Below are 19,184 nucleotides of genomic sequence, written 5' to 3' on the forward strand. Positions count from 1 at the left end.
CCGCGGCGCGGCGCTAGAGCAATTTGTCGAGCGTGATCGGCAGGTCGCGGATGCGCTTGCCGGTGGCGTTGAACACCGCATTGGCGACCGCCGCGCCGACGCCGGTGATGCCGATCTCGCCGACGCCGCGCGCACCCATCGGCGTGTGCGGATCGGGCACGTCGGTCCACATCACCTCGATCGCCGGCACGTCCATGTGCACGGGGACGTGATATTCGGCGAGGCTGGGGTTCATGATCCGGCCGCTGCGCTCGTCATATTGCGTCTCCTCCATCAGCGCGAGGCCGAGCCCCATGATGATGCCGCCGCGGAACTGGCTCGCCGCGGTCTTGGGGTTGAGGATGCGGCCGCAGTCGAACGATCCGAGGAAGCGGCTGACCCGCACCTCGCCGGTGACCGCATTGACGCGGACCTCGCAGAACATCGCGCCGTGCGAGTGCATCGACCAATGCATCGTCTCGAGCGGCATCGGCGCGCTCGCCTCGACCACCACCGTGTCGCGCTGCGCACGTGCGAGGATCGAGGCATAGCTTTCGTGCCGCGCCGGATCGTCGAGCCGGGCGAGGCCGCCGTCCCGCCCGCCGACCGCATCGCCATCGAGCCCGGCGAGCGGGGAATCGTTGCCGGCGAGCTTGAGCAATTCGGTGACGAGCGCGCGATGCGCCGCGACCACCGCCGCACCGATCGCCGCGGTCTGCTGCGATCCGCCCGCCATCACCGTGCCGGGCAGGCTGCTGTCGCCGTAGCGGAAGGTGACCTGCTCCATCGAAACGCCGAGCCGGTCGGCGATCACCTGCGACTGGGCGGTGGCGGTGCCCATGCCCATGTCATGCGCGGCGATGTCGACGGTGACGTGGCCGTGGCGGGTCAGCGTGATCCGCGCCGCGCCGCCGGGCATGCGATAATAAGGATAGGTGGCGGTGGCGACGCCGGTGCCGATCAGCCATTCGCCCTCGCGGCGGCTGCCCGGCGTGCCGCGCTGCGCCCAGCCGAAGCGCGCCGCGCCGTCACGATAGGCCTTCTCGACCTCGCGCGACGAGAAGGGCGCACCGGTGGTCGGGTCCGTATCGGGCTCGTTGCGCATCCGCAGCTCGATCGGGTCCATGTCCATCGCCACGGCGAGTTCGTCGATCGCGCTTTCGAGCGCGAAGGTGCCGACCGCCTCGCCGGGCGCGCGCATGAAGGTGTTGGCGACCATGTCGAGATACGCGACCTCGACATCGAGCTTCATCGTCTTGCTCGCATAGGCGCTGCGCGTCGGCAGGATGAACGGTTCGGGGAGCACGTTGTGGTGGCTCATCGCCACCGTGCCGGTGTGGACCAGCGCGTCGAAGCCGCCATCCGCCTGCGCGCCGATCGCGACGCGCTGTTCGGTGACGGTGCGCCCGCCGACGATCCGGTAGACGCCCTCGCGCGACAGCATCAGCCGCACCGGTCGCCCGGCGAGCTTGGCGGCGGCGGCGGCGAGCACCTGATGCTGCCACAGCCCCTTGCCGCCGAAGCCGCCGCCGACGAACGGCGAGGTGACGTGGACCTGATCCTCGGCGAGGCCGAAGACATGGCCGAGCGACCAGGCCATGTGCGCGACCATCTGCGACGCGTCATGGACGCGCAGCGTCTCGCCCTGCCAGGCGACGGTGACCGCGTGCAGCTCGATCGCATTGTGGCTGTGACGCGGCGTCGTATAGCGCGCATCGACCCGATGCGGCGCGGCGGCGAGCGCCGCCTCGGCATCGCCGCTGCCATATTTGAGCGGCTGGCCCATGAACTGGCCGGGTTCGGTGCCGTGCGCCTTGGCCTCGCCGAAATCGGTGACCGACGCTTCGGCGACATAGTCGACGCGGATCAGCGAGGCGGCGTGATCGGCCTGCGCCTGCGTCTCGGCGAGGACGAGCGCGACCGGCTCGCCGTTCCAATAGATACGGTCGTCCTGCATGATCGGCAGGTCGTTGCCGCCGCACGCCTTTTCCGAGGTCATGAACAGGGGCATCGGCTGCATGCGCGGCGCGTTGCGATGCGTCATCACCAGTACGACGCCGGGCGCGGCCTCCGCCGCCGCGGTGTCGAGCGTCGCGATCCGACCCTTGGCGACGGTGCTGAACACCAAAGCGGCATAGGTCAGCCGGTCGAGCGGGAATTCCGCCGCATAGGGCGCGACGCCGCGCACCTTGACGGCGCCGTCGACGCGCGACACCGGCCGGCCGGTATAGCCGTGGCGTTCGCGGATCAGCGGATCGGGACGGCCACCGGGCATCCAGCTGTCCGGCGCCATCTGCACCGCGCTCTGCATCGCCGCCTGCGCGGCGCCCTTGACCGCCTGTTTGGCGTCTTCGAGGATGCTCATGCGTCCACTCCTGAAAGCTCGGCGAGCACGGCGGTGATCGTCCGCCGCGCGAGTTCGATCTTGAAGCCATTGTCGCGCAGCGGCACCGCGGCGGCGAGTTCGGCGGCGGCGGCGGCCTCGAAGCTGGCGCGCGTCGCGGGCAGGCCGCGCAGCGCCGCCTCCGCCTGCGTCGCCCGCCACGGCCGGTGCGCGACGCCGCCGAGCGCGAGGCGCACGTCGGCGATGCGGCCGTCCTCGACGCGCAGCGCCGCACCGACCGAAACGAGCGCAAAGGCATAGCTCGCGCGGTCGCGCACCTTGCGATAGGTCGATCGCGTCCCGTCCGGCAGCGCCGGCAGCGTGACGTGGGTGATGAGCTCGCCCGGTTCGAGCACCGTTTCGATCTCGGGATGGTCGCCGGGCAGGCGATGCAGGTCGACCAGCGGCAGCGTGCGCGTGCCCTGCGCCGTCGCGCAATGGACGGTGGCGTCGAGGGCGGCGAGCGCCACCGCCATGTCGGACGGATGCGTCGCGACACAGGCCTGCGACGCGCCGAGGATGGCGTGGATGCGGTTGAAGCCGTCGCGTGCGTCGCAGCCGGCGCCCGGCACGCGCTTGTTGCAGCGCGAGCCTTCGACATCGTAGAAATAGGTGCAGCGGGTACGCTGGAGCAGATTGCCGCCGACCGTCGCCATGTTGCGGATCTGCGCGCTCGCGCCGGCGAGGAGCGCGCGCGCCACGACCGGATAGTCGCGGCGGACCGCGGGATGCGCGGCGAGCGCCGCATTGCGCACGCCCGCTCCGATGCGCAGGCCGCCGTCCTCCGGCTCGATCGTGGTCGACAGGGCGGTGACGTCGACCAAGGTCGCGGGCCGTTCGACCGTCTCGCGCATCAGGTCGACGAGGTTGGTGCCGCCGCCGAGATAGCGCGCGGCCGGCGCGGCGGCGAGGCGCAGCGCCTCGTCGGTGGCGGCGGCGCGGGTGAAGGCAAAGGGGGTCATGCCGCAACCTCCTGATCGACCCTGGCGGGGCCGTAGACGTCGAGGATCGCGGCGACGATGCCGTTATGCGCGCCGCAGCGACACAGATTGCCGCTCATCCGCTCGCGCAGTTCGTCGGCGTCGAGGACGACCGTCGCGGCGAGGTCGCCGGTGACGTGGCTGGGCATGCCGCGTTCGAGCTCGGCGGCCATGCCGATCGCCGAGCAGATCTGGCCCGGCGTGCAATAGCCGCACTGGAACCCGTCATGCTCGATGAACGCCGCCTGCAACGGGTGCAGCGTCTCGCCGTCGGCGATACCCTCGATCGTCGTCACCGCGCGGCCGTCATATTGCACCGCCAGCGCGAGGCAGGAGACGATGCGCTCGCCGTCGACCAGCACGGTGCAGGCGCCGCACGCGCCCTGGTTGCAACCGATCTTGGTGCCCGACAGATGCAGCGTATCGCGCAGCAGATCGAGCAGGGAGACGCGCGGATCGTCGGGCAGCGGCACCGTGGCTCCGTTGACGGTCAGGGGCATCGCGCGTTCTCCCAATATTTCATTTAACTTAGCTCAGGCAATCGGCCTGTGCCACGGGGAAAGCGACGGGCCGTGAGGCGTTGGAGGCGGCGAACAGCAAGGATGACGTGATGCAAGCGATGACAGTTTCCGCGCCCGGCGGCCTCGACCGACTGACGCCCGCCGACCGGCCCGATCCGGGTGCGCCCGGCGCCGGTGCGATCCGCGTCGCGCTGCACGGCAGTTCGCTCAACTATCACGATCTCGGCATCGTCCTCGGCCGCATGCCGAGCGACGACGGACGCATCCCGCTCGCCGATGGCGCCGGCACGGTCGAGGCGGTCGGCGAGGGCGTCGACGAATTCGCGGTCGGCGACAGCGTGGTGTCGTGCTTCTTCCCGGACTGGCAGGACGGCACGCCGACGATCGGCGACTTCAGCCGCACGCCCGGCGACGGCATCGACGGCTTCGCGCAATCGCATGTCGTGCTGCCCGCCACCGCCTTCACGCATGCGCCCAAGGGCTATGACGCGGTCGAGGCGGCGACGATCACCACCGCCGGGCTGACCGCGTGGCGTGCGCTGGTGGTCGATGCGCAGATCAAGGCGGGCGACCGGCTGCTGCTGCTCGGCACCGGCGGCGTATCGATCTGGGCGTTGCAGATCGCCAAGGCGATGGGCGCGCGCGTCGCGATCACCTCGTCATCGGACGACAAGCTCGAACGCGCCAAGGCGCTGGGGGCGGACTTCACGGTCAACTACCGTACCGACGAGGATTGGGGGCAGACGGTGTTCGACTGGGCGGAGGGCGGCGTCGACCATGTCGTCGAGGTCGGCGGACCGGGCACGCTCGCCCAGTCGATCACGGCGGTGCGGGTCGGCGGGCATATCTCGCTGATCGGGGTGCTCACCGGCGTGTCGGGCGAGGTGCCGACCGCGGCGCTGATGGGCAAGCAGGCGCGGCTGCAGGGGCTGATCGTCGGCAGCCGCCGCGAGCAGCAGGAATTCGTCCGCGCGCTCGACGCGACCGGCATCCGCCCGGTGATCGATCGCCGCTTCCCGCTCGACCGGCTCGCCGACGCCTTCCAATATGAGATGGACGGCAACCACTTCGGCAAGATCGGGGTGGAATGGTAACGGTCAGAAGCTGGCGATCGCCTTGAGCACCTGATCGGCGCGCTCGATCAGCCCCGGCATCGCCGTGGGCAGGTCGATCGCGGCGACGCTGTGGGTGTGAAGCGCGGCGGTGTCGATCGCACCGCTGCGGATCGCGGCGATGACGCGGGCGAAGTCGGCGGCGAGCGCGTTGCGGCTGGCGAGCAGGGTCGTCTCGCGCTTGTGGAATTCCGGGTCGGCGAAGACGAGGTCGCCCTTGGCGACGCCGACCAGCACGTAACTGCCGCCATGCGCCACGCAGGCGAGCCCGGCGTTCATCGCGGCGATGCTGCCGGTCGCGTCGAACACGCAGTCGAAGCCGTTGCCGCCGCTCGCCGCGTCGAGCCGCGCGTCGGCCTGTGCGTCGGCGAGGATGGCATCGAAGCCGAAGCGGCTGCGCGCCTGGTCGAGCCGTGCCGCGCGCGTATCGAACAGCAGGACGCGCGCGCCGTCGAGCCGCGCGAACAGCGCGGTGGCAAGGCCGATCGGCCCGGCGCCGCGGACCAGCACGGTCTCGTTGCCGCGCAGCCGCGCGCGCGCCACCGCATGCGCGCCGATCGCGAGGAATTCGACCATCGCCGCCTGATCGAGCGTCAGGCCGGTGGCGTCGATCGCGGCGCGTTCGGGAAGGGCGATCACCTCCGCCATGCCGCCGTCGACATGGACGCCGAGCACCGCGACCCGGGTGCAGCAATTGGGCTTGCCGGCGCGGCAGGCGATGCAGGTGCCGCAGGCGAGATAGGGGTTGATCGTGATCACCTGCCCCACGGCGAAGGCGGAGCCGGCCGGCGCGGCGATCACCTCACCGGCGAGCTCGTGGCCCATGACGCGCGGATAGGAGAGGAACGGCTGGCGACCGGCGTAGATATGATAATCGGTGCCGCACAGGCCGACGCGGCGGATGCGGACGAGCAGCGAGTCAGGGCCGGCGACCGGCGCGTCGCGCTCGACCGCCTTCAGCGCAAAAGGTTGCTGGCACACGATCGTCAGCACGGTAGGTCCATTCTGCAAGAGAGGTTGCATATATGAAAGATGCAGCGCCGTCGTGCAAGAGCGAAACCGCGTCAGCCGGCGTGGAAGCCGAGCGTCGTCGATATGTCGGCCGCGGCGCTGCGGAGCAGCGTGCGCGCGGTCGTGATATCGACGGTCTGCGAGCCGTCGATCAGCTCGAGGAACGGAATGGTCAGCGCCGCGGCGATCTGACCGTCGAACCCGAACACCGGCACGCTGAGATCGGTGACGCCGCGGGTGATCGGGCTCTGGCGCTGGTCATGACCACGCATCCGCACCTGATCGAGCTTGCGGTCGAGCGCCTCCCGATCGACCGGCTTGGCGCTGGCGGCGATCGCCTGCGCCATCTCCGCCGCCTGCGTCTCGTCGGAGGCGAAGGCCAGCAGGACGTTGCCCGAACAGCTCGACAGCAGGTCGATCCCCGCGCCGAGCCGCAGCGAGAAACCGCGCGTCCCCGGGCTCTGCTCGCGCGTGATGACGAGGCCGCTGCCGCCGTTGAGCACGACGAGATGGCACGATTGCCCGGTCTCGATCGCCAGCCGGCGCATCGCCGGGCGCGCCGCAGCGACGAGATCCTGCGCCGGCGTGGCGCGATAGGCGAGGTCGAGCAATTTGTAGGCGACCGAATAGCGGTCGTCGCGCGGCGATTTCTGGAGATAGCCGAGCTGCTCCATCACCACGACGATGCGGAACAGCTCGCCGACCGACCGGCCGAGTCGGACCGCCATCTCGCTGATCAGGATCCCGCTCGGCTGCGTTTCGAGCAGTTCGAGGATCTCGAACGCCTTTTCCACCGCCGGCGCCGCGTAGGTGGTCTTCGAACCCGACGCCATCGCGCCCTCCCTCTTGCTCCGCTGCCATGCGAAAGCCGGCGGGGCGTGTCAAATCGCTGGCCGTGGCACGGGGGTTGCGCGATGACGCGCGACCAGACCCATGCCGAGGCCCGTGCCATGACCCGTCACCTGCTGCTGCTCGACATCGATCCGTCGTCCGACTCGATCGCCGCCTATCGCGACTGGCATCGCGCCGGCGGACCGCCCGCCGCGATCAACCGGTCGATCCGCGCGAGCGGGATCGAATCGCTGGAGATCTGGCATGTCGGCGACCGGCTGGCGATGGTCATGGAGACCGGACCGGCCTTCTCCGCGACGGCCAAGGCGGCGGCCGATGCCGCCGACCCCGACGTGCAGGCGTGGGAGGCGCTGATGGAGAAATTCCAGCGCCGCCTGCCCTTCGCCGCGCCGGGCGAGAAATGGGTCGCGGCGGAGCGGATCTATTCGCTCGACGAACAGCCGTGAGCGCGCCGCGCCCGCCGGTCAGCGGCGTGATCGATGCGCATCAGCATGTCTGGCGGCTCGACACGCCGGGGCATCAATGGCCCGACGCCGACCTGCCGGTGATCCACCGTGATTTCGCCATCGCCGATCTGCGCGCGGCGAGCGCGGGGATCGATCTCGCCGCGACGGTGCTCGTCCAGTCGCAGCCGACCGATGCGGACACCGACTGGCTGTGCTCGCTCGCCGCCGACGAGCCGCTGGTCGGGGCGGTGGTCGGCTGGGCCGACCTGCTCGCCGAGGATGCGGCGGCGCGGATCGCGACGCTCGCCGGGCGGCGCAAGCTGCGGGGGCTGCGGCCGATGCTCCAGGCGATTCCGCAGGACGACTGGCTGCTGCAACCCGCGCTCGACCCGGCGATCCGCGCGATGATCGCGCACGGCCTGCGCTTCGATGCGCTCGTCCAGCCGCGGCATCTGATGCCGCTCCATGCGTTCGCGACGCGCTGGCCCGACCTGCCGATCGTCATCGATCATGCCGCCAAGCCGGGCGCGGCGGCGGGCGGACTCGATCCGTGGCGCGAGCGGATCGCGGCGCTGGCCGGGCTGGGCAATGTCTGGTGCAAGATGTCCGGGCTGCGCACCGAACAGGCCGCAGGCGAGCCGGCGGCGGCGCTGGCGCCTTATGTCACCCATCTCGTCGCCTGTTTCGGCGAGCGGCTGATGTGGGGGAGCGACTGGCCGGTGCTGCTGGTCAGCGGCGACGATTATGCCGACTGGTTCGCGACCGCGCGCGCGCTCGCCGGATTGGATGCGGCGGGAGAGCGCCGCCTGTTCGCCGCCAGCGCGCGGCGATTTTACGGGATAAGCGACTGACGCGACGGGACTGGCGGACACCAAGCGCAGACAGCGCGGCGGGCCGGCCAACGCTCAACCAGTCGCGACCACGCCGGGGATGACCGGCGGTTCGGCCGGGCCGCCGGTCAATGGTTCGCGACGCCGCTGCCGGGCCGGCGGACCGACGACGCTCGCCGGCTCTGACGCCGCGCCGGTCGGGTGAAGGCTAGAGCCGCAGGCCGCGGCGCGTCATCTCCGAGGCCGCGATCAGGGCAAGCGGTGTTTCTGCGCGGGCGCGGAAGATGTCGGCGAGGTCGAGCAGATCCTCGTCATCGAGCGCGACGATCGACGCCTCGATCGCATTCAACCGCTCCGCCGCCGAGTCGCGCTGATGGGAAAGCCGCCTGATCCGTGTCTTGAGCATGGCGCCGTCGTAGCAGAGATGGTCGCGGTGCGAAGCGTCTCTCTACCGGCATGCCGTCACGGAACGGTACGGTGGGATCAGTGCGGCGGCCCGGCGCGCAGCCGCGTCTCGATATCGTCGAGGATGCTCGCCGGCAGCGGATGGCTGAACTCGACGCCGACCTCATGGCCGCGGTTCCAGGCGATCCAGCCCTCCAGCTTGGTCAGCTGCGGCATCGCGATCGTCACATAGGTCCCGACCGTGACGCGGCGATCGAGCAGGACGCGGCAGCCGAGATGGGTGACGTCGCAGATCGTGCACGGCTCCTCGTCGAACTTGAGCGACGAGATCGTCGACGGCCAACTGACCGGCAGGCGATCGGCCTGGCGTTCTTCCTGGGCGAGCCAGGCGGGATAGGGGGTGGGATCGACGGATGGCATGATCTTCGTCTATCATCGGATAGGTTAAGATGTGCTTCCCGTCGCGCGCGCAAAGTTTTGCCGCGCCTCGGGGGCTGTGAACCGAAGATAAACGACCGGTTCAGCATAATGGCATCGCGTCGGGCGCAAGAGCGCGGTTTTTTCCAGGAGCAAATCATGCCCGCTTTCCGCTGCCGGCTGGGACTGCACCGTTGGTCGATCAAGCCCGCGACGCTGCGTCCGGGGACGATGATTCATCGCTGCCCGTTGTGCGGGCTGATCCGCGTCCGCCACGGCAAGCGCGATCCGCAGGCGTGACCGTCACGGCACCGCCACCGCCGCGACGCTGTCGGGCATGTCGCGCAGCCGGATGAATAGCTGCGCCGGCTTCTGTCCGCCGGGTGCGGGCAGGTCGACCGCCGTCGCGGTGAAGCCGTCGGGGATCGGCTGCGCCGTGGTGAACGTCGCATCGGTGGCGATCGCCTGGGCGAGGAACAGCCGGTCGCCGCTCACCGTGCAGCGCGTGCCGCTACAGGCGATGCCGCGCACCTCGGGCAGGCGGACGACGCTGCCGAGCGGCGCCCAGCGCGTCGCGCTGCCGTCGCGCAGGATGCGGACGCGCAGCGGCCCGTGCGCGACGCCGCCGAGCGCCTCGCCCGGCACGAAGGAGACGATCCCGGTCGCGGCGTCCTGCAGGTCATAGCCCTTGCCGATGGTGAGCCGCGCGGTGACACCATTTTCGCCCGCCGCGATCTCGATCGTCTCCTGACCGGTCAGCGGCGTCGCCGGGTCGAGGCGGAAGGCGAAGGTGAAGCGCGCGTCCTGCGCGATGCGATCATCGGGGCTGAGCGTGACCGGCAGCACCCCGGCATGGACTGCCGGTGCGACGCTCTTGTGCAGGATCACCGGCAGCGGCCGCGCCGGCGCCACCGTGACCGCGATCGTCTTGCGGCGGTCCCCGACGAAGCGCACCTCGGCGGTGAGGCGCTCGCCGGCGGGGAGCGCGCGCAGCGCCGCGGGATCGGCCGGCGCCAGCACGAGCTGATCGGCGCGGTCGGAGCGGGTCAGCGCGCCGGGACGGAGGAGCACGCTGCCGAGCCGGACTTCGCGCACCTGATCGAGCCGCGAGCCGCTGAGCAGCGCATTGTCGTCGCCGGCGGACAGCGTCAGCGCGTCGAGCCGGCCGATCTCCTGCAACGCCGGCAGCGACAGCGTCGCGGGCGCGGCACCGGCGGCGCCCTGGACCGTCAGCGTCACCGTCCCCGGCGCGGCCTTGTCGAGCGGCACGTCGACGAGCAGGCCGCGCTCGCCGTCCTGCTTCCACGTCAGCGGTTGCGGCGCGCCGTCGCCGCGCCGCATCGTCACGCCGGTGACGCAGCCGCCGCCCTCGCCGGCGAGCGCGAGCGTGTTGGTGCGGCCGATGACGAGCGAGGCGTCGGCCGGCGCGCTCCACTGGTTCGCCATGGGACGCGACAGGCGGAAGCGCGGCCCGTCGAAGGCGGTGAACCCCCAATTGCCGCGCAACTGCCCGGCGACGGCGCCGGTGAAGCCGGCGGCCGGCAGCGACTGGTCGAGGACATAGCCGCCGCGACGCGGATCGGCGTGCGCGGGCAGATCGACCGTCGTGCCGCCGCTGCCGGTGGCGCGAATCCGCACGTCGCGCGCGTAACGCGTCGCATAGACGAGCGGCGCGCCCTCGACCGGCAGCACCGAGCCCGCGCTCGCGCAGACCAGCCCGACGTCTTCGCCCTTGCGCAACGGCGGCGGCTTGGCCGCCTCGATCGCCGGCAGGCCGACGACCATCACCGAGGCCGGCTTGGCGAAGGACAAAGGCGTGTTGAGCAGCAAGGTCAGCCGGCTGTCGTCCATCCGCGCCAGCGCCGGCACGAATTGCAGCTGCGTCGACTGGAAGGCGCCGAACAGCCGGAAGATATCGCGGACGACGCCGATATACGAGCTGTAGGAGCCATAGCCCGCCTGCGGCGTCGCGCTGAGCTGGAAGGCGAGATCGGTCGGCGCGCCGGCGAGCGTATCGGCGAGCGCCGAACTGTGCGTGTCGGCGAACAGCAACGTCTCGCGATCGCCGGTCAGGCAGGCGGCCTGCAATTCGACCGGCTGTTGCAGGCATTCCGCCTTGAGCTTGATCGACAGGCTGCGGGTGAGGATCTGGGAGGTGGCGCTGACGCTCGACGGGTCCTGCCGCTCGGCCTCGAGCAGCACGTTGAGGAAGGTGTCGAGCCGGGCGCGGTCGAGCGTCGCCTGGTTCAGGTCCTGCACCGCGCGGACGAAGGCGCCGGGCTGTTTGCGCACCGCGCTCGCCACCGCGTCGCTGCTGCCGCCCTTGACGGGGAGGATGAACAAGGCGAGCTGCTGCGCACCCTTGGGGACGATCAGCGACAGCGTGCCGCCGTCCTGCTTGTCGTGGCGCTTGCCGGCGAGCGTGTCGAAGAACCAGTCGTGCGGCGGCCGCTCGACCGCGCCGCGCAGGAAGCTGGCGACGATGCGGAACTTCTCGGTGCCGGCGGGCGGCGAATCGAGCTTGATCGAAATGCGGTCGCCCTCGCTGAGATTGGGCACCCAGGCGAGCGGTAGCGTCGCGCCGTTATGCGTCACCGCGACGTCGAGCCGCGGCCCGACCAGATCGAATTGCGCCGGCGCCGCCTCCACCCGCCATGCGGCGGCGGCGAGGAGGGCGACGAGAGACAGGGAAGGAAGATAGCGCGGCATGGGTTCGGCGGCGATCCGGGTCCGATACGACAGGGCCGCGCTTGTGCCGCGCGCTTGTGTTCCAATTGAGGCTGTTGGCGTGATTTCGTCCGGCTTGATGTCTGTGCGGGTGCGGCGTGACCGGGTTCGCGCAGAGGCGCGGAGGACGCAGAGGGGCAGTCCCCCGGTCAGCGCGGCCCTGTCATCGTCAGGCCTGAGCGGATCGGCGACACCAGCCGCAAACGCTACACCTCCGCGTCCTCTGCGCCTCTGCGCGAAATCCCATTCCCAGCGCAACGGCCATCGCGCCAACCGAATCTAGAACGCCGGCAGCACCGCCCCCTTGTAGCGCCGTTCGATGAAGGTCTTGATCGCCGGGCTGCGCAAGGCCGCGATCAGCTTGACGACGCGCGGGTCGTTCTGTTCGCCGGCGCGGCCGACGACGAAATTGACGTAGGGTGATTTGGCATCCTCGATCACCAAGGCGTCACGGATCGGGTTGAGCTTGGCGTCGAGCGCGTAATTGGTGTTGATCATCGCCAGATCGACCTCGCCGAGCACGCGCGGCAGCGTCGCCGCCTCGAGCTCGCGGAACTGGAGATGCTTGGGATTGGCGGCGATGTCGCGCAGCGTCGACAGGGCGTTGGTCGGATCCTTGAGGCGGATCAGCCCGGCGCGCTGGAGCAGGAGCAGCGCGCGGCCGCCGTTGCTCGGCTCGTTGGGCAGGGCGACGGTGGCGCCGTCGGGCAAGGCGGCGAGCGTCTTCCAGCGGCGCGAATAGCCGCCGAGCGGCTCGACATGGATGCCGGCATAAGGCGTCAGATGCGTGTCGCGCGCGGCGTTGAACTGGTCGAGATAGGGCTTGGTCTGGAAGTAGTTGACGTCGATCTGACGCTGGTCGACCTGCAGGTTGGGCTGCACATAGTCGTTGAACACGCGGATATCGAGCGTGATGCCCTGTCTGGCGAGCACCGGCTTGACCTGTTCCAGGATCTCGGCGTGCGGCACCGCGGTGGCGGCGACGGTGAGCGTATTGGCATCGGGCTTCGCGCCGCCCGAACAGGCGGCGAGCGCGGACAGCGTCAGGGTGGCGAGCAGCAGACGGCGGTGCATGGGCAGGACCTTCAACGGCGGGTGACGTGGCGGGCGAGACGGTCGCCGCCATATTGGATGAGCTGGACGAGCGCGACGAGCAGCACGACGGTGACGATCATCACGTCGGTCTGGAACCGCTGATAGCCGAAGCGGATGGCGAGATCGCCGAGCCCGCCGGCACCGACAACGCCGGCCATCGCGGTGAAGGAGACGAGCGCGACCGCGGTCACCGTCGCACCGGCGATCAGCCCGGGCAGCGCCTCGGGGATCAGCGCGCCGGTGACGATCTGCCGCGTCGTCGCGCCCATCGCCTGCGTCGCCTCGATCGTCGTCCGGTCGACCTCGCGCAACGCGCTCTCGACCAGCCGCGCATAAAACGGCGCGGCGCCGACGACGAGCGGCGGGATCGCCCCGGCGACGCCGAGCGATGTGCCGACCAGCGCCATGGTCAGCGGGATCATCACGATCAGCAGGATGATGAACGGTACCGAGCGCAGCACGTTGACGATCGCACCGAGCACCGCATTGCCGGCCCGGCTGGCGAGCAGCCCGCGCTCGCCGGTGAGATAGAGCAGCACGCCGAGCGGCAGGCCGAACAGGATGGTGAGCAGCAGCGAACCGCCGAGCATCGCGAGCGTGTCGAGACAGGCCCGACCGATCTCCGCCCAGTCGACGTTGGCGAACAGCCCGGTCATGCCGCCACCGCCGCCAGCATCCGCTGCGTCGCCGGATGGCGCGCATCGGCGAAGATCGCGTCGACCGCGCCGGTCTCGACGATCCGCCCGGCCTCGATCACCGCGACGCGATCGCACAGGCCGCGCACCACCTCCATCTCGTGGGTGATGAGGACGATGGTCAGGCCGAGCTCGCGATTGAGGTCGCGCAGCAGTTCGAGCACATCGCGCGTCGTCTCGGGATCGAGCGCGCTGGTCGCCTCGTCGCAGAGCAGCACGTCGGGATCGGTGGCGAGCGCGCGGGCGATGCCGACACGCTGGCGCTGGCCGCCCGACAGCTGCGCCGGATAGCGATCGCGCAGTTCGGCGAGGCCGACGCGGTCGAGCAGGGCCTCTACCTTGGCGCCGCGCTCGTGGCGCGACACGCCGGCGAGGCGCAGCGGAAAGCCGACGTTGTCGGCGACGGTGCGCGAGGCGAGCAGGCCGAAGTTCTGGAAGATCATCCCCATCCGCCGGCGCAGCGCGCGCAGCTCGGCGGCGGAGAGACGCTCGATCGACGTGCCGTCGACCTCGACATGGCCGGCGCTCGGGCGTTCGAGGCCGTTGAGCAGGCGGATCAGCGTCGACTTGCCGGCGCCCGAGCGGCCGATGATGCCGAACACCTCGCCTCTGGCGATCGACAGCGACACGCCGTCGAGCGCCGGCGCGGTGCCGCCGGGATAGAGTTTCTGGACATCGGTCAGCCGGATCATGATCGCTGCGTCATCGCCTTCGCACACAAAGCCCGAGCCTGTGGCGGATCGCCGGACGGCGCGCCAGCCCGGGCGGGCTTGGGGGCGCTAAAGGCTGGTTTGCCGATGCCGAGCGGCGATCATTGCCGGCGCAGCGCGCGCATCGCGTCGATGCTGTCCCGGCGCGCGCGCGCTTCGCTCGCGGACATGGCCGGCTGTGCGGGGGCGGCGGACGGCGTCGGTGAGGGCGGGGCGGGCGGCGGGGCGGTCGGTGCGGACACGGGTGAAGGCGCAGGCGAGGGCGCGGCGGCGGCGGTGGCGATCGGCGCGGGCGGATCGTCCCCGCGCACGGCCGCGGCCAGCGCCTCGGCGAGCAGCGGCGTCGCCGGGATGATCGGAATCGCCGCATCGGTGGCGGCGGCGTGCGGGCGGCGGGGTCGGCGGGCGCGCGCCGCGACCGTATCGACCGCCGTCGTCGCGGGCGATTCCGGTTCGGCCGCGGGGGTCGCCGGCACGTCGATGACGCGGTGCGGCGGCGTCGGCGCATCGCTGCTGCCGTGATGACCGACGACGAAGCCGACCCCCGCGGTCGCCGCGATGCCGAGCGACACCGCCACCGAGGTCGAGGCGCGCCGCGACGTCTTGATCCGCTGCAAGGTCGGCAGATCCGCCTCTTCGGCGGGCGGCGCCGGGCGGGACCCGTCGCGGCCGAGACCGAGGATCGCGTCGATGCTCGCGTCGAGCCGCTTGTCGTTGAAGCCGGATGACATCAGCCGTGCTGCGCCAGCGGCGGGGCGTCGGTGGCATCCTCCGCGGTGAGCATCAGTTCGGGCAGCAGCGTCGTGTGCAGCATCCAGCGCTCGTCTCCCTCGATGCCGATCGCGGTCAGCTGGTTGGTGCGATAGGCGCCGGTATCGATGCCGATCCGGTTGTTGCGCACCACCGGACGATGTTCCGACACGGTATGGCCGTGGACGACAATCATGCCGTGCGGGCGATCCGAATCGAGGAAGTCGTCGGTGATCCACAGCATGTCCTCCGCCTTCTGGCGGCGCAGCGACACGCCGGGGCGGATGCCGGCATGGACGAACAGATAGGCGCCGTGGCGATGATAGAGCGGCAGGCGCGCGAGCCACTGGATCGCCTCCTCGCCGACGGTCGCGGCGGCGGTGCGCAGCTTGTCCATCGTCGGCGGGCCGTCGAGCACCGCATCCTCGACGCCCCAGCTCAGCAAGGTCTCGCGCCCGCCGAACTTGAGCCACTGGCGATAGGCGTACAGGCTGCCACCGAGCGCATCCGCCATCATCTCCTCGTGATTGCCCTTGAGGACGATGAAACGATCGGTCGCGGCAGTAAGGTTCATGCAGCCGCGCACCATCTTCGCCGAATCGGGACCGCGGTCGACGATGTCGCCGAGCAGGATCATCCGCGTCGGCACCGCCGTGCGGCTCGCCTGGTCGCGCTCGATGATGTTCATCAGCCGGCGGAACAGGTCGTAGCGGCCGTGGACGTCGCCGATCGCATAGACCCGGGTCACATCATCGCCGTCGGGGCCGGGGTCAGCGGGCATCGCGCCTCCGTAGATCGAGCGACAGCGACAGGCCGGCCGAGGCCGCCGCCGCGCCGCGCGACAGGCCGACGGTGGCGAAGCCGGTGGCGCGCAGCGGCGTGCCGCGCAGCCGCGTCGAGGCGCCGGCGAACAGCTCGTGCGCATCGTCGACCAGCCGCGTCGCGGCGCGCGAATAATGATAGGAGGCGAGCAGGAAGCTGTTGCTGTCGAGCGCATAGGAGGCGCCCGCCGAGGCCGCCGGTCCGTCGCGCAGCCGGTAGAGCGCGGTATCGCCGAGGAAGCGATAGCTGAACGCCGCAAACGGCGTCACCTTGCCGATCGGATAGGAGACGTCGACGCCGGCGGCATAATCATTCTCGCCGCTCGACAGGCGGCTGCTCGCGGTCGCGGTGTTGATCTTGGCGCGGCCGGAGAGCTGCACCTCGAGCGGGGTCGAATCGGAGACGATCGTATAGCTCGCGCCGAGCGTCAGATCGCCGAAGCCCTGGTTGGTGCGGCGGACCGGCGCGGTATCGGGGGCGACGAGGATCGGTGTCGAATCGATCCCGGTGAAGATCGTCGAGCGGCTGCGGATGCGCATCCACGGCAGCGAGGCAGACAGCGTCCAGTCGCCGACCCGCAGCCGCGCGCCGAGCGCCGAACTCCAGATCGAGGTGGTCGAGCCGGTGCCGAACTTGCCCTGCGCGTAGATCGTGCCGAGCGAGAGGTCGGCGGTGGTGTCGTCGGCGCGCATCCGCTCCATCGCCTGCGGCACGCTGCTCGGCGACACGGTCGAGGTGCCGCTCGACGGGGACAGAGGTGCGGCGACGTCGAAGCGGATCGGCTGCGCCGTGACGCCCGCCTGTCCGTCCTGCGCCGCTGCCGCCTGGCTCGCCGCGAGTGCGGCGATGGCGGAGCCCAAGCGTATCGCCCGCTGCCTCATATCGATCTCCCTGTCCGGGAGACGTATCATGAATCGGTTATGGTTAATCGATAATTTGCGTTGTTCCGGAGGATATTAGCCGATCTGCGTCTCCGCTCGGCGCAGCATTGCGTCGGCGAGCGCCTGGACCCGCGCGAAGGCTGCCTCCGCCCCGGCGACGACGCGCGCCTCGGCCGCCGCGTCGAGCGGCACCGCGTCGAGCGCGGCGGTGAAGGCGCGCCAATAGGCGGCGGGCCCCGCCGCCGCCGGGGCGAGATGGCGCGCGCCGAACGTATCGGACAGGCCGAGCCGCGCCGCCGCCTTGCGCAGCAGCGCCGCCCCCATCCGCGATCCTTCCGCGACATAGAGCCAGCCGAGCGCGGTGGCGGGATCGACGGTCCCTGCCGCGGGGAAGAGCGGCGCCGCGCCGTCGGGCAGCGCGCTGTCGAGGTCGGCGAGGTCCTGACGCAGCGCAGGCAGGTGGCGTCGTTCGGCGAGATCGGGCAGCCAGGCCTGTACCGCCGGATCGGTATAGAGCGCGTCGATGTCGCGATGGAACAGCCACTGCATCGTGGCGAAGCGCGTGTAGGCCGCGCGCGTCGCGAAGCTGCCGACCCCCGATACGGTGGTATCGAGCCGCTGGTGCGTCGCCTCGGTCAGCGCCTTGAGCCGCCTGGCGCGGCCGGGGGCGGGTTCGGTCATCATCGTCTCCGTCAGGAAGAGGGGGGCGTCGTCGAGACGGGCAGCTCGATCGTGCACAACAGTCCGTCCGCCTCAAGCACGAAGCGGGTCTCGGCGTCGAGCTGATAGGGCAGGGCGCGTTCGATCAGGTCGCGGCCCTGGCCGCTGCCCTGCGCGGTGGCGGAAGGGTCGGCGGGCATCACCACCGCCGACTCGCGCCAGACGATCGACAGGCGCGGCGCGCCGTCGGCAGCGGTGACGAGCGACCAGCGCACGGTGAGATGCGCCTGCGGCTGGCCGAGCGCGCCATATTTGACCGCATTGGTGGCGAGCTCGTGCAGCGCCATCGCGACCATCTGCACCGATGACGAGCGCAGCCGGATGCCGGCGGGACCGTCGAGCACGATCCGGTCGGAGACGCCGGCGATCACCGACAATTCGCCGCGCAGCAGTTCGTCGAAACACACCCGGTCGACATCCTGCAGCCGCGACAGCAGTTTCTGGACACGCGCCAGCGCATCGAGCCGGTCGATGAAGCGCGCGCGGAAATCGGGCAGGTCGCGGCTCGACCGCGCGGTGCGATCGGCGATCGAGCGGACGAGGTTGATCAGGTTGCGCGTGCGATGCTGCAATTCGGCGACGAGCATCTCGAGCCGTTCCGAATTGGTGATCGCATCGGTGACGTCGACGCTGATCCCGCCGATCCGCTCGACCAGCTCGCCGCCGCTGCTCAGCGCGAAGACGGTGTCGTGGATCCAGCGCAACTCGCCGTCGGGGCGGCGGATGCGATAGGTGCAGGTGCGCTGCTCGCCCGCCGTCGCGCGGCGGATCGCCTCGAATGCGACCGCGCGATCCTCGGCGACGACCAACGTCGACCAGGGCGGGGCCTCCTCGCCGCCCGGCGGCAGGCCGTAGAGCGGGGCGAAGGCGGCACTGGCATATTCGAGCCGCAGCGTCGTCGCCTCCCGCACCCACAATGCGTTGGATGAGGCATCGCCGAACTGACGGAAGCGCGTCTCGCTCTCCTGCAACGCCCGTTCGATCGACAGCCGCTGGGTGAGATCGACGGTGACGACGAGCAGATGACCGGGCCGGTCGTGGACGTCCGCCATCGGCGTGACGGTGCTGTTCGCCCAGATCAGCTCACCGTTCGGGCGGACATAGCGTTTGTCGAGCACCGCGGATTGCCGTGCGGTGATCGCATGGGCGAGCGCGCGGCGTGAGGCCGGCAGATCGTCCGGATGAGTGACGTCGACGACGGTGCAGCCGAGCAGATCGGCTTCGCTGCGGCCGAGGATCCGGCACAGCTCCTGATTGACGCTCAGGAAGGCGCCGTCGGAGCCGATCACCGACAGGCCGACCGAGGCATAAGCGAAGATCGCATCGAGCCGCGTCGCATGGTCCGCCGCGCGCAAGGCTTCGGCCCGCTGCGCGGTGACGTCGCGCTGCACCGACAGCCAGGCGGTGATCGTGCCGGCGGCGTCGCGGATCGGGTCGATCGTCCAGTCGACGACATAGCGGCTGCCGTCCTTGCGATAATTGACACCTTCGCCCTTGAAGCTCGCCCCGGCGACGAGCGCGGCGCGGATCTCGGCGAGCACCGCGCGATCGGTGTCGGCGCCTTGCAGCAGCCGCGGCGTCGCCCCGATCAGCTCGTCGTCGGCATAACCGCTCAGCACTTGCATCGCCGGATTGGCGTAGAGGATCGTCGGGCCGGGCGATTCGATACGGGCGTCGGTGATCAGGATCGCATGCGTGGCGGCGGCGAGCGCCGCCCAGGCATCGGGCGGTCCAAAGGTGGAAATGGCGCGTTGGTCGTTGATCTTTCGGCCTTTCCTTCGAAGGCACCCGCCTTAGCCACGCCACGCCGGCGAATCCAGTTCACCGCGGCGTCCGCCGGTCCCGGTG

20 protein-coding genes are annotated in these 19,184 nt (G+C 70.6%); 4 read left to right on the plus strand and 16 right to left on the minus strand.

Annotated elements, in window-relative coordinates:
• Nucleotides 1–13 precede the first annotated feature (13 nt).
• From PBN85_RS02610 to PBN85_RS02620, 3 genes are read right to left on the minus strand one after another with little or no spacing between them, the layout of a single operon-like run.
• The gene (locus PBN85_RS02610; RefSeq protein WP_271300062.1) at nt 14–2,344 is read right to left on the minus strand and encodes a xanthine dehydrogenase family protein molybdopterin-binding subunit; all 2,331 of its coding nucleotides are present in this window, start codon (nt 2,342–2,344) and stop codon (nt 14–16) included.
• Nucleotides 2,341–3,324, minus strand: a complete 984-nt coding sequence (locus PBN85_RS02615; RefSeq protein WP_271300063.1) for an FAD binding domain-containing protein — start codon at nt 3,322–3,324, stop codon at nt 2,341–2,343. The genes PBN85_RS02610 and PBN85_RS02615 overlap by 4 nt, the downstream gene beginning before the upstream one ends.
• Nucleotides 3,321–3,842: a 2Fe-2S iron-sulfur cluster-binding protein gene (locus PBN85_RS02620; protein WP_271300064.1), complete on the minus strand. Its 522-nt coding sequence runs from the start codon at nt 3,840–3,842 to the stop codon at nt 3,321–3,323. Before PBN85_RS02620 ends, PBN85_RS02615 begins: the two co-directional genes overlap by 4 nt.
• Nucleotides 3,843–3,952: 110 nt before the next feature.
• Between PBN85_RS02620 and PBN85_RS02625 the strand changes: the two genes are divergently transcribed.
• The gene (locus PBN85_RS02625) at nt 3,953–4,957 is read left to right on the plus strand and encodes a zinc-dependent alcohol dehydrogenase family protein (protein ID WP_271300065.1); all 1,005 of its coding nucleotides are present in this window, start codon (nt 3,953–3,955) and stop codon (nt 4,955–4,957) included.
• Between the two features lie 3 nt (nt 4,958–4,960).
• Here the strand turns inward: PBN85_RS02625 and PBN85_RS02630 are convergent, their stop codons facing one another.
• Together PBN85_RS02630 and PBN85_RS02635 are read right to left on the minus strand one after the other, a co-directional pair.
• Nucleotides 4,961–5,968: a zinc-binding alcohol dehydrogenase family protein gene (locus PBN85_RS02630; RefSeq protein WP_271300066.1), complete on the minus strand. Its 1,008-nt coding sequence runs from the start codon at nt 5,966–5,968 to the stop codon at nt 4,961–4,963.
• A 71-nt stretch (nt 5,969–6,039) separates the two neighbouring features.
• On the minus strand, nt 6,040–6,819 hold the full coding sequence (locus PBN85_RS02635) for an IclR family transcriptional regulator (RefSeq protein WP_037534059.1): 780 nt from the start codon (nt 6,817–6,819) through the stop codon (nt 6,040–6,042).
• An 81-nt stretch (nt 6,820–6,900) separates the two neighbouring features.
• Here PBN85_RS02635 and PBN85_RS02640 point away from each other — a divergent pair, with 81 nt between their 5' ends.
• Nucleotides 6,901–7,284, plus strand: coding sequence for an L-rhamnose mutarotase (locus tag PBN85_RS02640; protein WP_271300067.1), 384 nt, complete (start codon nt 6,901–6,903; stop codon nt 7,282–7,284).
• Nucleotides 7,281–8,135 (plus strand): amidohydrolase family protein, encoded by an 855-nt coding sequence (locus tag PBN85_RS02645; protein ID WP_271300068.1) that lies wholly within the window; start codon nt 7,281–7,283, stop codon nt 8,133–8,135. Before PBN85_RS02640 ends, PBN85_RS02645 begins: the two co-directional genes overlap by 4 nt.
• 187 nt (nt 8,136–8,322) lie before the next feature.
• Here the strand turns inward: PBN85_RS02645 and PBN85_RS02650 are convergent, their stop codons facing one another.
• Both PBN85_RS02650 and PBN85_RS02655 read right to left on the minus strand, forming a co-directional pair.
• Nucleotides 8,323–8,520 carry a hypothetical protein gene (locus PBN85_RS02650; RefSeq protein WP_271300069.1) on the minus strand — a complete coding sequence of 66 codons (198 nt, stop codon included), beginning with the start codon at nt 8,518–8,520 and terminating at the stop codon, nt 8,323–8,325.
• A gap of 77 nt (nt 8,521–8,597) precedes the next feature.
• Complete coding sequence (locus tag PBN85_RS02655; protein WP_271300070.1) at nt 8,598–8,939, minus strand: PilZ domain-containing protein; 342 nt, start codon at nt 8,937–8,939, stop codon at nt 8,598–8,600.
• Nucleotides 8,940–9,095: 156 nt separating this feature from the next.
• On the opposite strand from PBN85_RS02655, the gene PBN85_RS02660 reads away from it, so the two are divergent.
• The gene (locus tag PBN85_RS02660) at nt 9,096–9,236 is read left to right on the plus strand and encodes a hypothetical protein (protein ID WP_153810798.1); all 141 of its coding nucleotides are present in this window, start codon (nt 9,096–9,098) and stop codon (nt 9,234–9,236) included.
• Nucleotides 9,237–9,239: 3 nt separating this feature from the next.
• Here the strand turns inward: PBN85_RS02660 and PBN85_RS02665 are convergent, their stop codons facing one another.
• The 9 genes from PBN85_RS02665 to PBN85_RS02705 form a co-directional block, all read right to left on the minus strand.
• Nucleotides 9,240–11,645 carry a hypothetical protein gene (locus PBN85_RS02665; protein WP_271300071.1) on the minus strand — a complete coding sequence of 802 codons (2,406 nt, stop codon included), beginning with the start codon at nt 11,643–11,645 and terminating at the stop codon, nt 9,240–9,242.
• A 297-nt stretch (nt 11,646–11,942) separates the two neighbouring features.
• Nucleotides 11,943–12,737, minus strand: a complete 795-nt coding sequence (locus PBN85_RS02670) for a MetQ/NlpA family ABC transporter substrate-binding protein (RefSeq protein WP_037534064.1) — start codon at nt 12,735–12,737, stop codon at nt 11,943–11,945.
• A gap of 11 nt (nt 12,738–12,748) precedes the next feature.
• Complete coding sequence (locus PBN85_RS02675; RefSeq protein ID WP_037534066.1) at nt 12,749–13,414, minus strand: methionine ABC transporter permease; 666 nt, start codon at nt 13,412–13,414, stop codon at nt 12,749–12,751.
• On the minus strand, nt 13,411–14,145 hold the full coding sequence (locus PBN85_RS02680) for a methionine ABC transporter ATP-binding protein (protein ID WP_271300072.1): 735 nt from the start codon (nt 14,143–14,145) through the stop codon (nt 13,411–13,413). Before PBN85_RS02680 ends, PBN85_RS02675 begins: the two co-directional genes overlap by 4 nt.
• A 119-nt stretch (nt 14,146–14,264) precedes the next feature.
• On the minus strand, nt 14,265–14,894 hold the full coding sequence (locus PBN85_RS02685) for a hypothetical protein (protein WP_271300073.1): 630 nt from the start codon (nt 14,892–14,894) through the stop codon (nt 14,265–14,267).
• On the minus strand, nt 14,894–15,694 hold the full coding sequence (locus PBN85_RS02690; RefSeq protein WP_271300074.1) for a metallophosphoesterase family protein: 801 nt from the start codon (nt 15,692–15,694) through the stop codon (nt 14,894–14,896). The genes PBN85_RS02685 and PBN85_RS02690 overlap by 1 nt, the downstream gene beginning before the upstream one ends.
• A complete protein-coding gene (locus PBN85_RS02695) occupies nt 15,684–16,595 on the minus strand; it encodes a transporter (protein WP_271300075.1) in 912 nt (303 codons plus the stop codon). Before PBN85_RS02695 ends, PBN85_RS02690 begins: the two co-directional genes overlap by 11 nt.
• A 96-nt stretch (nt 16,596–16,691) precedes the next feature.
• Nucleotides 16,692–17,297 (minus strand): biliverdin-producing heme oxygenase, encoded by a 606-nt coding sequence (locus PBN85_RS02700; RefSeq protein WP_271300076.1) that lies wholly within the window; start codon nt 17,295–17,297, stop codon nt 16,692–16,694.
• An 11-nt stretch (nt 17,298–17,308) separates the two neighbouring features.
• Entirely contained in the window at nt 17,309–19,099 is a 1,791-nt protein-coding gene (locus PBN85_RS02705; RefSeq protein WP_333781842.1) for a PAS domain-containing sensor histidine kinase, read from the minus strand.
• Nucleotides 19,100–19,184 lie beyond the last annotated feature (85 nt).

Source organism: Sphingomonas sp. CV7422 (assembly GCF_027945725.1).
GTDB classification, from domain to species: Bacteria; Pseudomonadota; Alphaproteobacteria; order Sphingomonadales; family Sphingomonadaceae; genus Sphingomonas; species Sphingomonas kyungheensis.

Bases quoted from the DNA above. Each gene is read 5' to 3' on its own strand.
- PBN85_RS02650 (WP_271300069.1), bottom strand. From the start codon at position 8,520: ATGCTCAAGACACGGATCAGGCGGCTTTCCCATCAGCGCGACTCGGCG.
- PBN85_RS02670 (WP_037534064.1), bottom strand. From the start codon at position 12,737: ATGCACCGCCGTCTGCTGCTCGCCACCCTGACGCTGTCCGCGCTCGCC.
- PBN85_RS02640 (WP_271300067.1), top strand. From the start codon at position 6,901: ATGACGCGCGACCAGACCCATGCCGAGGCCCGTGCCATGACCCGTCAC.
- PBN85_RS02620 (WP_271300064.1), bottom strand. From the start codon at position 3,842: ATGCCCCTGACCGTCAACGGAGCCACGGTGCCGCTGCCCGACGATCCG.
- PBN85_RS02665 (WP_271300071.1), bottom strand. From the start codon at position 11,645: ATGCCGCGCTATCTTCCTTCCCTGTCTCTCGTCGCCCTCCTCGCCGCC.
- PBN85_RS02685 (WP_271300073.1), bottom strand. From the start codon at position 14,894: ATGTCATCCGGCTTCAACGACAAGCGGCTCGACGCGAGCATCGACGCG.
- PBN85_RS02700 (WP_271300076.1), bottom strand. From the start codon at position 17,297: ATGACCGAACCCGCCCCCGGCCGCGCCAGGCGGCTCAAGGCGCTGACC.
- PBN85_RS02610 (WP_271300062.1), bottom strand. From the start codon at position 2,344: ATGAGCATCCTCGAAGACGCCAAACAGGCGGTCAAGGGCGCCGCGCAG.
- PBN85_RS02690 (WP_271300074.1), bottom strand. From the start codon at position 15,694: ATGCCCGCTGACCCCGGCCCCGACGGCGATGATGTGACCCGGGTCTAT.
- PBN85_RS02635 (WP_037534059.1), bottom strand. From the start codon at position 6,819: ATGGCGTCGGGTTCGAAGACCACCTACGCGGCGCCGGCGGTGGAAAAG.
- PBN85_RS02680 (WP_271300072.1), bottom strand. From the start codon at position 14,145: ATGATCCGGCTGACCGATGTCCAGAAACTCTATCCCGGCGGCACCGCG.
- PBN85_RS02625 (WP_271300065.1), top strand. From the start codon at position 3,953: ATGCAAGCGATGACAGTTTCCGCGCCCGGCGGCCTCGACCGACTGACG.
- PBN85_RS02615 (WP_271300063.1), bottom strand. From the start codon at position 3,324: ATGACCCCCTTTGCCTTCACCCGCGCCGCCGCCACCGACGAGGCGCTG.
- PBN85_RS02675 (WP_037534066.1), bottom strand. From the start codon at position 13,414: ATGACCGGGCTGTTCGCCAACGTCGACTGGGCGGAGATCGGTCGGGCC.
- PBN85_RS02655 (WP_271300070.1), bottom strand. From the start codon at position 8,939: ATGCCATCCGTCGATCCCACCCCCTATCCCGCCTGGCTCGCCCAGGAA.
- PBN85_RS02660 (WP_153810798.1), top strand. From the start codon at position 9,096: ATGCCCGCTTTCCGCTGCCGGCTGGGACTGCACCGTTGGTCGATCAAG.